This window comes from Chitinophaga sp. 9-1-y (genome assembly GCF_059511905.2).
The window spans coordinates 2,149,023-2,164,392 of sequence record NZ_CM197955.1 but is presented as its reverse complement, the minus strand read 5'-3'; the positions used below and the strand labels follow the sequence as shown (position 1 = coordinate 2,164,392).

Below are 15,370 nucleotides of genomic sequence, written 5' to 3'. Positions count from 1 at the left end.
ACTATTTGATGGCAATATAGCTATTCATTCATTTGTTTGATAAAAACAGTTTCATTTTCATCGAAGGGTGATCCATCCGGGCGGAAGATATCGTGATACCATATTGCAGGCTCCGGTTCTCCCCCTTTGTTTCCCTGCGGGTAATTGGTCTGCGTTTTACCGGCTACTAATCCCCAGTTGATAGCACCAATACCATTGGCTTTGAAAATCGGCAAATGCGTGGCAAAAGTGCTGTTATTAGGGCGCTTCATGTACTCTGTACAGATCACAGGCCGTTTGTAGGTTTTCAGCGTATCTATGGCCGTCATCAACGAAGTAGTATCCCGGTAATTGTGAAAGGTAATAATATCAGAATTTTCCAATTGGAATTGATTAAAAACCGTAAAGTCTTTATTCCATATCCCTATCGTAACAGGTTGCTCCGGCTGCACCGCTCTTGCCCAGGCTACCACATTCTTGAGGAGGGGCCAGCTTTTGTCGCCATGGCCAAAGTGTCCTGGTTCATTATACAGGTCCCACATGGCGATACGATCATCACTACGGAAGGTTGTCAGGATATCTTTTACATACCATTGCAGCGTATCCATTAATGCGGGGTTAGTATCAATATAACCACCGGGGTCTTTCAACCATCCGCTGTTGTGTACACCCGGAACCGGGGCCGGCTGTGTACCTGCCTGGTATTGATCCCGCCAGCAATCGTCGAAAAAAACGAAGATGGTTTTGATATGGTTATCGCCGGCGATCTCCAGGTATTGTTGTACCCTCGCTTTAAATCCCACGGCATCTTCCTGCCAGGCCACATGATGAAGATATACACGCATCGTATTAAAGCCAATCGCTTTTGCATAGCCCAGCTCCCGTTTAATAGTAGCCGGATCAAAGGTGGGGCTCTGCCACATTTCCAATTGATTCACGGCGGTAGAAGGAATGAAGTTGGCGCCGGTCATCCAGGGTTGTTGCTGATACCATTTGCTGGCTTTTTCTGCCGACCAGCGTGATTGTGCGAAAAGGGTACTGCTGCAGAGCAACAGTGCAATCATTGCTTTCATGTTAAGTTATTATTATCATTTGTTGTTTTACAAAAAAGGAAAAAATACTTCAGTAGTAGTACCGTAATTTATTATACAACCCTACGCATATGTCAACTACTTTTCCCTCGTTCGTGTTATCCAAGGATAATCGTATTTATTTGCTGGTAGCGGCTATTGGCGCTATTGTACAGCTGATCATTTTTAAACTCTGTTATCCTTTTGCGGATTTCTTTTCGGATTCGTATAGTTACATATTTGCGGCGGCGGCACGGCTAGATGTAAATATATGGCCGATCGGGTATTCGAAATTTCTGTGGTTATTCCACCAGGTCACCCATTCAGATACCGCGGTAGTAGCCTTTCAATATTTGTTTGGGCAATTGATGGCGTTGTATTTTTTCTTTACGCTCCGGTATTTCTATACACCGGGAAGATGGATTAGCATTATCATTTTCTCGTGCCTGTTTTTCAATCCATTACTTTTATATTTAAGCAATTACATTTCCAGTGATGCGTTGTTTCTGGCGTTGAGTTTATTATGGGTTACACAGTTGCTTTGGATTATACACCGGCCCCGTCCAGCGCAGATATTCATTCATGGGTTACTAATAGTGGTGCTATTTACCATTCGGTATAATGCCATGTTTTACCCACTAATCAGTGCCATCGCACTACTGATGTCCAAACGTACTTTGATCTGGAAACTGGCAGGCATTGCGTTACCATTGGTACTTATACTAGTGTTTATCAATCATACAAAGAACAGTGCTGAGCAGCTTACCGGCCATCGGCAGTTTTCTATTTTCGGCGGCTGGCAAATGGCGAACAATGCGCTGTATATGTATCCGTTTATTATCGAAGATGGAGCACCGCCGGCAGGGTGTCAGGACTTTGACAAGGAGGTGAAGCGATTCTTCGACAAATACCATGAAAATGCAAAAAGAATTTCCCCAAGAGATGGTGCATTTTATATTAAATTCCCTTATGCACCTCTAAAACAATATGTAGAAACTCATGTCAATACCGATAAAGATCCCACGCATGGTGTTATTTCCTGGGGAATGGTAGCTCCTATTTACGGAAGCTATGGAAAGTTCTTAATTATGCGCCATCCAGCAGCCTTTGCCAGGTATTTTCTCTTACCCAATGCCATCAACTATTGTTCTCCCTCATTAGAAAAACTGGAAGTATATAATCTTGGAGAAACAAAAGTATACCCAATTGCTGCTGGATGGTTTCATTATACTGATATAAATGTAAAAGCTATTTCCCTAACAGCGCAAGGGCATATTCTTCGACTTTTTCCCGGCATTTTCCTGATCGTTAATATATTCTTTCTGTGGACATTCATTTTATGGATCAAAAACCTGGCGCGCAACAGGGCGAAAGACCATACACTTCACAAGGCGTTAATCATAACTTTCATATTCTTACTGGCAAACTGTGGCTTCAGTATATTAGCCTCGCCAATTGTATTTCGGTACCAGGTGCTTCCTTTGATCCTTTGCATCTCATTTTCGTTATTAATTGCTGAAAAACTGGAAATGTTCACAACTAAATCCGCATAATCAATATGGGTCCAGCGAAATAGCAGGTCTAATACTAAACCTGTTTGAGACTGCTTCGAAGTTCTTTCAAGGCCGCCAACACCTGATTCTTCACCGTTTGCAGGCCAATACCCCTTTGAGCTGCTATTTCTCGCTGGCTGATTCCCTCCAGGTACTGCATCTGGAAAACAGCCCTACTGGCGGGTGCAATATTATCGATGGCTCGCTGCAGATGCATTCCCAACTCTTTAGTCTCGAGTTCGGAAGGAATAATACAAATATCTCTAATATAAGCGTACTGTTGCTGACGTTTCCGGATCATTTTCTGTGATCTGATTTTATTAAGACAATAATGCTTAATGGCTCCACAGAGGTAATTTTTTAAAGAGGACTGTAACTGGACACTCCCTTTCTTTTGCCAGATCCAGATGAACAGTTCCTGTACAGCATCCTCTGCCTCCTCAATTCCTAATCGCTGACAAGCAGATGCAAACAGCAATCGCCGATAACGTATTATAAGTATATCAAATGCGTCGCTACACCCAATCTTCACAAGATTAAACAGTGCCTCATCGCTTATTTCCTGCATAAGAATAATCATTAAATTCTGATGCAATCAAATAAATATCCCCCCAAAAACTGTAAATCGAAAGTTAATAAAAACCGGTTTCAATATTGTTCATATTATATTAACATGAAAACCGGAGTATCCAATAGTACTTACTACATGAAACCGTTCCTTCCTTAATAGTCGTGTGAAGATTTTTCCCTCAAAAAACCAATCTATAACCGTAAAAGTCAATATTAATCGAGCGGATTCGATTCCGGTCGTAAAGAACGATAGCTGCTATAACTATAAAAACCGAACTAATAATTATTACGATATGTCATGGAAAACCACCTGCTTACTACCTGTTATGTTATTAACGATATGTAATAATAACTATGCACAGGGACCAGCTACTCCCAGGTTACCAGGTATTCGCAGTACCCATCCAGATCCTCAAAAGGAAATTCAAATTGGGGATGCTATACCTGATATTAGAATTGGAAATGTACTAAACTATTCCACGAACGAGCTTCGAATGTCAGACCTAAAAGGTAAGGTAGTCATCTTTGATTTCTGGGCGACCTGGTGCACAAGTTGTGTCGAGGCATTTTCACATATAGACAGCCTGCAAAAAGAATTTGGCGCCGACCTGCAAATCTTTCTGGTTAACTACAAAAAAAACACCAGAGATGACATGGCAAAAATTGAAAACCTCGTCCAAAAATGGGAATCCACCCATGCCGTCAAACTAGGCGTGCCAATTATTCCATTAGATTCTTCACTCGGTTACATGTTCAAACACATAGCAGTTCCTCATTATGTATGGATTGATAAAGAAGGAAAGCTATTGGCTACTACTGCCTCTTCATATGTAACAGCAGCCAATATCCGGCGCGCATTAAATGGAGATTCATTAGATGCAAAAATTAAAACTGATAATACCCAATTTGATGTATCAACTCCACTTCTAATTAAGAACAATGGTGGCAATGAAGACCATTTCCTTTACAGATCACTTATCACAGGATATCTCGATGGCGTGAATGCATGGTCAGGTCGTACAAATGTGGGTAACTCAAAAAAAACAAATCATATATACTCTGTAAACAAAAGTATTGTTGCACTATACCAGATGACAGAAGATCCAGTAAAAGAAGATTACAGTTACAATAACAGACTAATACTGGAAGTAGGTGATAAAACAAAATATGAAAGCCCCAAACGTGATATAGATATTTCTGCATGGGCTTATGAGCATTCTTACTCTGTTGATCTGATAGTACCCGAAATGCAGGCTGACCACATCCGTGAAATATTGAGAAAGGAATTAAATACATTCTTCAACTGTTCTTATACTGTTGAGAAACGGGAGGTTGATTGCTTACTTCTTGTTACGCTAAAAGACAAAAAAAAATACCTTCCCTTAAGAACAAAAGGCGGCGAACCAAAAGAAGAAATACTGGAATCCATCAAACTCCAGAATCAGTCTATGAAACAATTCGCATATCTGCTATCGTATATCCCCAACCTACCTCCGCTAGTTAATGAAACCGGCATAGATTATAATATAGATATTGATATTAAGGATCCGGAATGGGACCTGAAAAAGCTGATGCTTGAGTTAAACAAGTATGGCCTGGGGTTGGTAAAATCCAAAAGATTACTAACTATGAGAATCCTAAAGGAAAATAAATAAACCATCTATTTCATACGCAAAGAACAGGCAATATTCTCATCACTCAATCTATGAAAATGAAACCAATTATACGCCTATCATATTATGTACATTTCTTGATGCAGTTGTCATTATGCGTAATCGCATGCATATTTTCAACTTCAATAAACTCCATGGCCCAATCTGCAGATCAATATCTTATTACAGGGACCATTATGTCAGCGGACAACACTCCCTTATCTGGCGCGACAATAAAAATATTAAATAGCAACAGAAGCATTCTCAGCGACGCCAGTGGCCATTTTAGCATAATGCTAAAAGGGCTCAGGAACCAAATGAGTATAAGCTACATAGGCTACGAAAACAAAGTAGTATATGTTAACTCTCTAAGAGAAAACAAGTACAACATTATCCTTTCTCCTGTAAAAACCCAATTGAAAGAAGTAGAAGTTTCTACAGGTTATCAAACTTTAAGCGTTAATCATTCTACCGGATCTATAAGTACAGTAGAAAATAAATTATTTAACAGAAAGCCCTCCTCTGACGTAATAAGCAGATTAGAAAACCTAACTCCCAGTATCCAGTTTGACCGGAGAGCCGGAGATGACAATCCCAGTTTTTCTATTCGGGGGGTAAGTACGATCTACGCCAATACACAACCATTAATAGTACTGGACAACTTTCCCTTTGATGGAGACATTAATAGTATCAACCCCAATGATGTGGAAAGTATCAACATACTGAAAGATGCAGCAGCAGCAGCAATATGGGGCGTAAGGGCCGGAAACGGAGTTATCGTAATCAATACCAAAAAGGGATACAAAGGTCAGGCATTAAAAATGGATTTTGCGAGTAACCTAACACTAGGCGAAAAACCTAACCTTTTCTATACTCCTGGCATGTCTACGTCAGACTTTATCGACGTAGAGAAAAAACTATTTGAAAGTGGCTATTATAATTACGATGAAAACTCACTCACCAAAAACGCCTTAACTCCGGTGGTAGAACTACTGATAAAAGGCCGTGACGGTATTCTAACTCCACAGCAGGTCAACAGCAGTATTGATTCCTTGAGAACAAAAGACGTCAGAAACGACTACGAAAAATATTACTATAGAAAAAGTATTTACCAGCAATATCATCTCAATCTGTCCGGCGGCACTCAAAATCTTACCTATTATGTGTCCGGTGGGTATGACAGAAACGCATACAATATCAAAAACAATGATTATACCCGCTATACGTTGAAGTCGGCAATCACACTGAATCCTATCAGGAACCTGACTTTATCTGCCGGTATTCAGATCCTAAGCACTGACGCCAATAATACCACTAACGGCTCCTACAGTGCCACCTCAGGCTTTCAAAAACTTATCTATCCCTACGCACAATTAAAAAACGATAATGGAAGCTGGAATAACATCAACTGGGATTATAATACCACTTTTATCAATGCAGCCATATCCAATGGCTACCTGGATTGGACCTACAATCCCATTCAAAACATGCTTGCTAATTCTATATCAAACAAAAATATTGACAATCTTATCAAATTCGGTATCAAGTATAATATCTTGAAAGGGCTTAGTGTTGATATAAAATATCAAAATCAAAAAATTTCGATGAGGCAAAAAGCCGTTCAGGATGAAAGTTCATATTCTGCCAGGAACCTGGTTAACCAATATGCTCAGGTTGACGCTTCGGGGAAAGTGATTAGTACACCTATCCCTCCCGGGGGTATCATCGACCATAGCAACAATGATTTAACATCAAAAACAGTCCGGGCCCAGCTAAACTTCGATAAATCTTTTGGTATACATTATCTTAATATAATTGGAGGATTTGAAGTTAAGGAGGAAAAAACAGAGATGACCAAAAACAAACTATACGGATATGCCGATAAAGACGGGTCATCATATGGCGTTGACTATATTACCCAGTTCCTCACAACGCCAATGAATATATACCTGAAGATTCCATTTATGGATCAAAGTAACTATCTGCTGGACAGATATAAATCTTTCTATGCAAACGGCGCATATACACTACAGGAAAAATACACCTTCTCTGTAAGTGGAAGAATTGATGAAAGTAACCTATTTGGTGTTAAAACAAACCAAAAAAGCGTTCCACTCTGGCATATTGCCGGCAGCTGGCTTTTATCAAAAGAGGATTTTATTCCCCATGGACTATTCCAGATGCTAAAACTCCGGGCCAGCTTTGGATATAATGGTAATGTCGACAAAAGGACTTCAGCATTTACCATTGTATCATCTGGCGTTTCAGATATTACCAACTTGAAATATCTCAAAATTGAAAGTCCCGCCAACCCACAACTGCGGTGGGAAAAAATAGGTATTCTTGACTTTGGTGTCGACTTCTCCTTGTCAAAATCAAGGTTATTTGGCAGTATTGACTACTATATAAAGAATGCAAAAGATTTAATGGGCTATGCTATCATTGATCCTACTACCGGCATCATTAATGGAGGTGGAACGGGTACCTTTTATAGGAACCTTGCCTCTATGAAAGGCAAGGGAATTGATTTAGATCTCGGGTCGAATGTGCTGGATAAAAAGTTTAAGTGGATTATCAACGGTCTTTTCAGCTACAATTCTACAGAAGTTACCAAATATGAAAACCCAACCGCCAACATTTCCAATCGGTTAAATGACGGAAGATCCATTTCGCCCATAGTAGGGAAACCATTAAATGCTATTTTCAGCTATAAATGGGCAGGACTGGATCCTCAAAATGGAAATCCACAAGTATATTTAGATGGAAAAATATCTTCTGATTATGTACTAATCAGCAAATCAACCAATACTGATAATCTCGTTTATTCAGGACCAGCGTTACCAACCATATTCGGTTCCGTGAGAAACACCTTTTTATACAAAGAATTTAGCCTGAGCACCACTATTAGCTACAAATTTGGTTATTATTTTAGAACTCCCTCTATTAGCTATAACGACTTGATAACACAGCGGATCGGTGTGGCGGACTATAGTAAGAGGTGGCAAAAACCAGGCGACGAGAAAATCACCAATGTACCTTCTTTCCCCGCCAATAACGATCCTTTACGTGATTTCACTTATCAGCTGTCAGATGTACTGGTTAGAAAAGGCGATCATATCCGGCTATCGGATATCGTGCTATCTTATGATATCCCGCCTACCGTCATTAAAACCGTTAAAATTCAGGTGGGACTGTTCGCCAATAATCTTGGCTTAATATGGTGCGCCAATAAAGAGAAAAGAGACCCCGACTATATTGGCTACTTTACTTTACCTCAGCCCAAATCCTTTGGCCTTAATTTAAAAATTAGTTATTAAAAATATCTTATGAAGAAAATATATCTCATTGGTTTTCTTTTAATAGTTATATCCTGCAAAAAAGATTGGATTAACGTAAAATCACAACAATCTCTTTTTATTGCACAAAACCTGGACGACTATCAAGCCCTACTGGACAATACCGATATTTTAAATGGCAGTAATAGTGCAGGGGGGATAGTGCCCGCATTAGGACAGCTATCCTGCGACGATTATTTTGAAAATGAACCCTACTGGCAATACGTACAAATCCAGGAAAGAAATATATATCTATGGAATAAAGATTTTTATACCAACCCAACTGTTCCCGATTGGAGTTATCCATACAGGGCAATATACTATGCCAACCAGGCATTGGAAGGAGTATCGGATATCACACCCGATACTAAAACAAAAAATCAATGGAATCAGGTGAAAGGAAGCGCCTTGTTCTTCAGGGCATTCTGTCATTTTCAACTGGCACAGATATTTGCGCCAGCTTTTGAGTCTTCCGCTTCCAATACACAATTAAGTATTCCATTAAAACTGTCATCCGATCCAAATATTGTCTCCGTCCGGAGCTCAAACAGTGAAGTATATGCGCAAATCATAAAAGATCTGAATGAATCCGTTCCGTTACTCCCCGATCTCCCAACGGTTAAAACAAGGCCTTCTAAAGCTTCAGCGTTGGCCCTTCTATCTAAGGTATATCTCACAACCAATGATTTCAGTAATGCCAAAACATCAGCAGAGGCAAGCCTAAAAATTTATTCAAAACTTATTGATTATAATGCTGTAGATGGTACCGCAGCTTACCCCTTCCCTCCACTAAATGATGAGATTATACTTGAAGCATTGATGATAAACAGGTACACACTCCTTATTTATCCTGTCATCTCTGTTGACACAACCCTGTATAATATGTATGAAGAAACTGATTTACGAAAAACTCTTTTTTTTAACAATATCAATGGAACAATTCAGTTTCGCGGAAGTTATGAAAGTACCTATAACTGCTTTGCTGGCATAGCAACAGACGAGTTGTACCTTACTTTGGCAGAATGTGATGCCAGACTGGGAGATATTAGTTCCGCCAAAAGAAACCTGGATGTATTACTCTCCAAAAGATACGTTACGGGTACATACAAAGATAATATTACCGATAAAGATACCTTATTGAGAAAGATAATTGACGAACGAAGAAAAGAACTTGTTTTCAGAGGAACAAGATGGCATGATCTTAAACGCTTAAACTTAGATCCCAAATTTGCAAAGTCCATTTTCAGGCAACAAGCAGGCACTACCTATGAACTAAAACCAGGTAGTATACGATATACTTTACCTATACCTCAGTCAGTTATTGATGCCTCAGGGATACCCCAAAACGATAGGTAACATTAACGGAAATACGTACAAAAAATAACAGGTATCTGCAATTGCTGCAGATACCTGTTATCCGGAGCCACCTTAAAGCGCCTTAAGGCCGTAATCCCGGAAAGTAAAATTTGATCAACTTTAATGACATAAATGCTAGTTTTCAAAGTGTCCTGCGCTGTCCTATATGTTCCTCACAGGTAACTGAACCATCGATGTCACATAGATACGGAAAAGGAGAACCCAGATATAAAAGGCATACCTCCTCCGGATTTCAAGATCCCAAATTACTGGATTCCAATCAGGATACTGACTTTTACAGCCGTATACCAGCAACTGCATGTAAGGTGACAATAACACCAATACGTACTTTCTGCATCTTCTAAAAGATTACATCACCTTAGAAAGGTTTAAATGCAGTCAGTTTAGAAAGCAAAGTTTGGCCAGCTTTAATAGTATAAACACCAGCTTTTAAAGTAACCTGTGCAGCAGTATATGCTCTTGCACAAGTAACAGCACCAGCAGAACAAGAAGATGGTGCATTTGCACTCTGTTGGGCATAGCTATAGTGTCCAGCTGATTTCAGGAACCAGAAATAATTAATTCTTGCTAAGTTACTAGCTTTTACGGCAGTTACACCTGCAATTGCAACCAGGGCGGCAATAGCGCCAATACGTACTTTTTTCATTTTTTTGAGTTTAAAATGGTTAAATAATAGTTGATATTCCGGAATTCTTTAATTGCTATAGTAATACAGCATCTCATATACTCTTATGGGAATGGTTTGAACACCTGTATCTTTGGATGGCTCATTTCTGCCGGTCTTATTTGAATAGTTGGGAAGGTGCTACTAAGTTGATCAGCACTGTACCCTAATGCACAATAATATCCCCCTGACGAGCATCCAGTAGGCGGGTATGAAGCAAACTGCAGATAAAGTGTTGGATATCCGCTAACACTTGCGTCAAACCAATAGTAATTATCAAGCGAACTTTTTGCCGCATGATTAACAGAAAGTAGCAACCCAACTAAAAATAAGCTGACTACCTGAAGGTGTATCCTTTTCATCTATTCGCTTTTAGTTTCGTTTAATAAAAATTTTATTGTGTCTATAACCTATACGCTCGTTTCTACTCCTTATAAATTCTGTTGAAAAACCTTCCGCCTGCTAATAACATCTACATAAAATGTCCAGATTGTCATACTTAGAAAAACAATATTCATAATTAAATGCTGTGGCCAGCTCAGACTTGTTATTACACCTCCACACGTACAAGGCAAATGGGGATAATTGCTGATCATGTAAGAAAGGTATACGGTAAAAACGAACAACATTACACCCGCACTATAGATACCATAAAATCTTGTTCGTTCGAAAAGCAACAGCACTGAAATCGCAATTTCCAATAAAGGCAATCCAATTGAAATCACCCCCGAGTATGACTTCAGTAGAGGAGATTCTTCTAATTGAATCCTGAATATCTGATAATCCAATATCTTACTGAGTCCTGTATAAAGGAATAACAACAGCAATAAGGCGGAAATGATATTAATAGCTTTCTTATAATTCATTTTCAATATTTTACTTCATTATCTGTTTCTCCTTAACATTAACCTTTACATCCAAATAGGTGGCTGACTCAAAGAACCTGGTATCCAATAATGGATAACAATAACTATCCGGGTCCGAGTATCGCAATAAAAAATGTAACACCCCTCCAGCACCCAAAAACAAATTGGCTGATGGATATTCTTTCGTGTGTGCCAACCAAAAGACCTCCGAGTTTTCATTTTCCATTCTTCTGTTTACTATCAACGTTGCAATCCAGGTTGCTCTATCATACCATGACTTGTCGCCAAATACACGGTAAGCTTCCAGATATACCTCTCCAAGTCCGCTCAGCCCATAACATTGACTTAAATTTGAACTAATGATTGCTGCCGGACGCACTCGCAATGCGCCTTCTGCCACCTCTCTATAACTTGCATCCCCTAATACTTCAAAAGCTTTAATGAATACTAATGCAATACCAGTACTTCCTTCTCCCCACCCTTTCACCTCTTCCTTTCTTAGATTACTGATCGGCCAATACAGCGCTCCATTTCTTAAGCGTCTCACTTTCATGAGCCAGGCCAATCCTTTTATAGCTGCAGATTTAACCGATGAATCCTGATAGATCCTCCAATACTCCAGTAGAAAGAAAATGATTCCAGCTGCTCCATATGCGAACCCGGTTTGCATTTCCGGCCATACTTTTCCACCCAATAAAACGGCCGAATCCCATGAGCCTTCCTTATTCTGCGCGGCAAGCAATTCCCTTACTTTATCCCGCAGTAGTTCATCCATTTTCTGCTGATTAAGTGTATCTCTACATTGCAGAATGGCTACGCCCTCACCCGCTACGCCATTAATCATATTTAATACTGCCGGCTTTCCTGAAAAACAAACTTCCATAATCGCTAACATGTCAGTTGTCGGCTCAACAAAACCAGCTCTCACAGCATAACAAAGGGCTACGCTTATTCCTGTTTTGCCGAAATGATAACCTGTTGTCTTGACTTCGGGATCCGATCCCACTGTCTGGATATATTCAATCGAATTTGCAATAGCAGGTAGCGCTCTTGAAATATCGTACCCGGCATGTTTTGCCTTAGCGAGAAAATACAATACACCAGATACACCAACATTAAGGTTGTAATAAATGCCCCGGTCAAGTTCCCCACTCTCCTTAGTTCTATCATCCGGAAGAAGATCAGACGTCCAGAGAAACTCCTCCATTAGCATAGGATTAGATATACCATCTATGCCATGTTGTATCACTTCGGATAATCCTGCAACAATATAATTTGGTGGATAACCGGAAAATAGTGCCGGTGTTGATGATCCAATAGTTCGCTCAAAATCCGTCAACACCTGTTCAATATGCGTTATAGAAGGACGACCTTCTGGTATTAGATCTATCCCGGAAATAATCAGCTCAGACAATTCCCTGCTATTAGACAGGTAGAATAACTTATTAAAAAGATTAGTTCTATTCCGCTCAATTATAAAAGAAGGCTCTGTACCCGTAATCGCAAAAATAATTAACCCCGACAATGCGTAAATATCATCCGGATAATCCGGCAACACCACTCCCCCTTCCTGTTGCGGCGAAATATAGCCCGGTGTTCCAAATGTAAAGGGAGGTGTAGGATAGGCATCCCGTTTTGAATAGGAAAGCTCCAGATCAATCGGAATTACCTGATTATGCTTATCCATTAAAAAATTGGTAGCCGATAAATCCCGATGCACATACCCTTCACTATGAATCGTTTTTACGATGGATATAATTGTATGAAGCGCCTGCAATATCTCCTTCTTATTACTGGTTGAAACATATGCCCAGTGTACAGATTCATGCTTTGTATTGATCCATTCAAAAAAGTCAACGCCCTTCTTATATTCGATGACCAGGTAGTGCCGGTCGTTTTCTTCAAATGAATCTATATAGGATGGAATGGGAATCAATCCGGTAAATCTCTTGTGCAAATGGGATTGCCATTCAATTCTGTCCTTCATGCCTCTTCCATAGATATCAACATTCGTGGAGGCTTCGCCCTCTTTGATAACACACTTTTCCAATCTCCAGAAATTCCGGAAATACAATGCCAAATAAACGGATCCTCTTTCGTCATATTTAAGTCTCTTCAATATTAAATAGGTACCTTTTAAAATCCGTTTCGGAAAATCTGTAGCTGTGTGGCCGGGACTAGACATAGTATCTCCTTTTGGGTATTATTATATCACCAAACAATTATTAAACTAAATCTGTAAAAAAGACAAAGGGGAGTCAAAATCGTTGACATTCCTGGGTAATACACATACTCTCCCCTTGCCCCATGATCATTATGAAGCATTATACTGGTACCATAGCATTAACCCTGGATGCTTAATGTTATAATATTGGTATTAAAGGAGGACAAACACATTGTTATCAGGTATCTGATAAAAATGTCCTGAAGTTTTTCATTGGCATAAACACGTCATTTTGAGGGTGCTGTTACTTGCTTAAGATACCAGCAAATTGAATACGCTATCGTTGGTTTCTATGGGATTAAACTCCGTGCTTTCGTTCCTTCTTATGTAAATATCAAAAATTAATTTTAAAATAATGTTCAAAAACGCGAATATAAAAACCTACAATATTTCGCCTTTATCTGTTTTCTTGCTTTCATTCCTTTGTCTATACTCTCTCGGCGAACAATGCTGAATTTTCCGGAACACAAAGGAGAAATAATTAGTCCCTGCAAATCCAACGTGGTAGGCAATCGCCGTAATGGGCATGTCGCTATTTTTCAGTAATTCGGCGGCGAGTTTTACCCGTAGCTGTTCAATATATTCTTTGGCTTTAACACCAAAATTGGCTTTAAATCCTTTCTCAAAACTACGCAGGTTCATACCCGCTTTACGGCTTAAAAACTGCATTTTAAGCGGCAGATGATAGTTCTCCTGTATAAATTTTTCGATCTCTTTAAATCGCTCCTGCTGGTCTTCTATCCGCAAACGCCCTTTATCACTGGCTTCCAGCGAAGAAAAATAACTCAGCAGCAAATCATTGATCCTCGCCTGCATAAATATTTGTTTAGCCGGACCTGTCAGGTTACTGTTCCCGATAGCATCCAGGATCTTACGTTCTTCTATACCGATTTTAAAAACCGGTAGCACATTGGCGGCTGTTACCAACTGCTGCTGTGCGGCATACAATTCCTGGAAGTTAATATGTTGCCCTGCAAACGATTCCAGAAAGGCCGCCGAAAATGAAAAGTAAACGGTATGATGCTCTTCTTCTGTGAGGAATATGTTACCGGAGATATGCGCCGGGATATAATAAAACCCATACTTCCCCTTAGGCAATGTAAAATTGCCATAGCCAGGCAGCTCGTAAGTGGCTTTCCCTTTCAACGTACATACCAATGCCACCATCGGTTTGCTGGCGGAAAATTTCAGCGTTGCCGCCTGCCGGATAGAGAAATTCAACCATCCCATTACCCACTGGGCACTACGTATTTCCTGGGTAGCAAAGCAACCAAATCCTCCTTCTGTATACGTTACAAATGCACCTCTTAAAGCGTTATGCTGGTAATGCACAGGTAACAATGGAGAGGATTCGGTTGCTGCTTCAGATTTGGTTGATAATAAAAATCTTATTGTTGCAGGATAGTCATCAATAAACATTTTCATAGTAAATTTAGTGGGTGAGACAAACAGCACGCGGTTGGCGCAGGTGCGTTTCCCTGGTCAAATGCACTGCTATAAGGCAACGCATTCTTGTAAATTAATTTCCTTTACTGCGGCAATATGGCGATAATAAAAACTTAACATTGACGACTCCCAATAAAAAATGCCGGCCCTAAGGCCAGCATGTCCATAAAACACTTTATTTGCAAATACGCTATACCGCTGTTATCCACCAGGTATTACCAAACGGATCTTTCACGCCACCGGAACGACCATAAGATTGATCTGCTACTGGCATTACTACGGTGGCACCTGCATCCAATGCTTTTTTAAAAGTAGCATCTGCATCCTCCACATAAATATACAATCCTGCGTTTTCTGTTCCCCAGGTATCACTGCTTTGCCCAAACATAATAGTGGCATCGCCGATCCTGATCTCTCCATGTCTTAGTGTACGCTGATCATCCTGGTAGCCGCGGTAGCGCTCTTCCGCATCAAATACTTTTTTGGTGAAATCGAAAAAATTCACTGCATTTTGCAGAATCAGGTAAGGTATCACGCGCTGATGTCCTTCGGGTAGTTTCATAATAACATAATTTTAAGGTGATATTGCAACACAAAGATGAGGAACACGACTATCTTAAAATTGGAAAAAACC

General features: G+C 39.9%; 11 protein-coding genes. 4 read left to right on the top strand and 7 right to left on the bottom strand.

The features are described from left to right. Window positions 1-20: 20 nt before the first annotated feature. The gene (locus AC5ZC7_RS08475) at window positions 21-1,052 is read right to left on the bottom strand and encodes a glycoside hydrolase 5 family protein (protein WP_496162720.1); all 1,032 of its coding nucleotides are present in this window, start codon (window positions 1,050-1,052) and stop codon (window positions 21-23) included. Window positions 1,053-1,141: 89 nt separating this feature from the next. Here AC5ZC7_RS08475 and AC5ZC7_RS08470 point away from each other — a divergent pair, with 89 nt between their 5' ends. Beyond that, window positions 1,142-2,602: a hypothetical protein gene (locus AC5ZC7_RS08470; protein WP_496162719.1), complete on the top strand. Its 1,461-nt coding sequence runs from the start codon at window positions 1,142-1,144 to the stop codon at window positions 2,600-2,602. 34 nt (window positions 2,603-2,636) lie between these two features. Here the strand turns inward: AC5ZC7_RS08470 and AC5ZC7_RS08465 are convergent, their stop codons facing one another. Then, window positions 2,637-3,170, bottom strand: coding sequence for a sigma-70 family RNA polymerase sigma factor (locus AC5ZC7_RS08465; protein WP_496162718.1), 534 nt, complete (start codon window positions 3,168-3,170; stop codon window positions 2,637-2,639). 295 nt (window positions 3,171-3,465) lie between these two features. Here AC5ZC7_RS08465 and AC5ZC7_RS08460 point away from each other — a divergent pair, with 295 nt between their 5' ends. The 3 genes from AC5ZC7_RS08460 to AC5ZC7_RS08450 are packed head-to-tail and all read left to right on the top strand — an operon-like array spanning window position 3,466 to window position 9,515. Continuing rightward, window positions 3,466-4,827 carry a redoxin domain-containing protein gene (locus tag AC5ZC7_RS08460; RefSeq protein ID WP_496162717.1) on the top strand — a complete coding sequence of 454 codons (1,362 nt, stop codon included), beginning with the start codon at window positions 3,466-3,468 and terminating at the stop codon, window positions 4,825-4,827. A 56-nt stretch (window positions 4,828-4,883) separates the two neighbouring features. Beyond that, the gene (locus tag AC5ZC7_RS08455; RefSeq protein ID WP_496162716.1) at window positions 4,884-8,141 is read left to right on the top strand and encodes a SusC/RagA family TonB-linked outer membrane protein; all 3,258 of its coding nucleotides are present in this window, start codon (window positions 4,884-4,886) and stop codon (window positions 8,139-8,141) included. Window positions 8,142-8,150: 9 nt separating this feature from the next. Then, on the top strand, window positions 8,151-9,515 hold the full coding sequence (locus AC5ZC7_RS08450; protein WP_496162715.1) for a RagB/SusD family nutrient uptake outer membrane protein: 1,365 nt from the start codon (window positions 8,151-8,153) through the stop codon (window positions 9,513-9,515). A gap of 379 nt (window positions 9,516-9,894) precedes the next feature. Here the strand turns inward: AC5ZC7_RS08450 and AC5ZC7_RS08445 are convergent, their stop codons facing one another. The 5 genes from AC5ZC7_RS08445 to AC5ZC7_RS08425 all read right to left on the bottom strand — a co-directional run bounded on the left by AC5ZC7_RS08445 (window position 9,895) and on the right by AC5ZC7_RS08425 (window position 15,298). Beyond that, window positions 9,895-10,182: a hypothetical protein gene (locus AC5ZC7_RS08445; RefSeq protein ID WP_496162714.1), complete on the bottom strand. Its 288-nt coding sequence runs from the start codon at window positions 10,180-10,182 to the stop codon at window positions 9,895-9,897. Between the two features lie 449 nt (window positions 10,183-10,631). Then, window positions 10,632-11,066, bottom strand: coding sequence for a MauE/DoxX family redox-associated membrane protein (locus AC5ZC7_RS08440; RefSeq protein ID WP_496162713.1), 435 nt, complete (start codon window positions 11,064-11,066; stop codon window positions 10,632-10,634). Between the two features lie 10 nt (window positions 11,067-11,076). Then, window positions 11,077-13,251 (bottom strand): lanthionine synthetase LanC family protein, encoded by a 2,175-nt coding sequence (locus tag AC5ZC7_RS08435; RefSeq protein ID WP_496162712.1) that lies wholly within the window; start codon window positions 13,249-13,251, stop codon window positions 11,077-11,079. Between the two features lie 420 nt (window positions 13,252-13,671). After that, complete coding sequence (locus AC5ZC7_RS08430) at window positions 13,672-14,715, bottom strand: helix-turn-helix domain-containing protein (protein WP_496162711.1); 1,044 nt, start codon at window positions 14,713-14,715, stop codon at window positions 13,672-13,674. A 211-nt stretch (window positions 14,716-14,926) separates the two neighbouring features. Next, entirely contained in the window at window positions 14,927-15,298 is a 372-nt protein-coding gene (locus AC5ZC7_RS08425; RefSeq protein WP_496162710.1) for a VOC family protein, read from the bottom strand. Window positions 15,299-15,370: the final 72 nt, after the last annotated feature.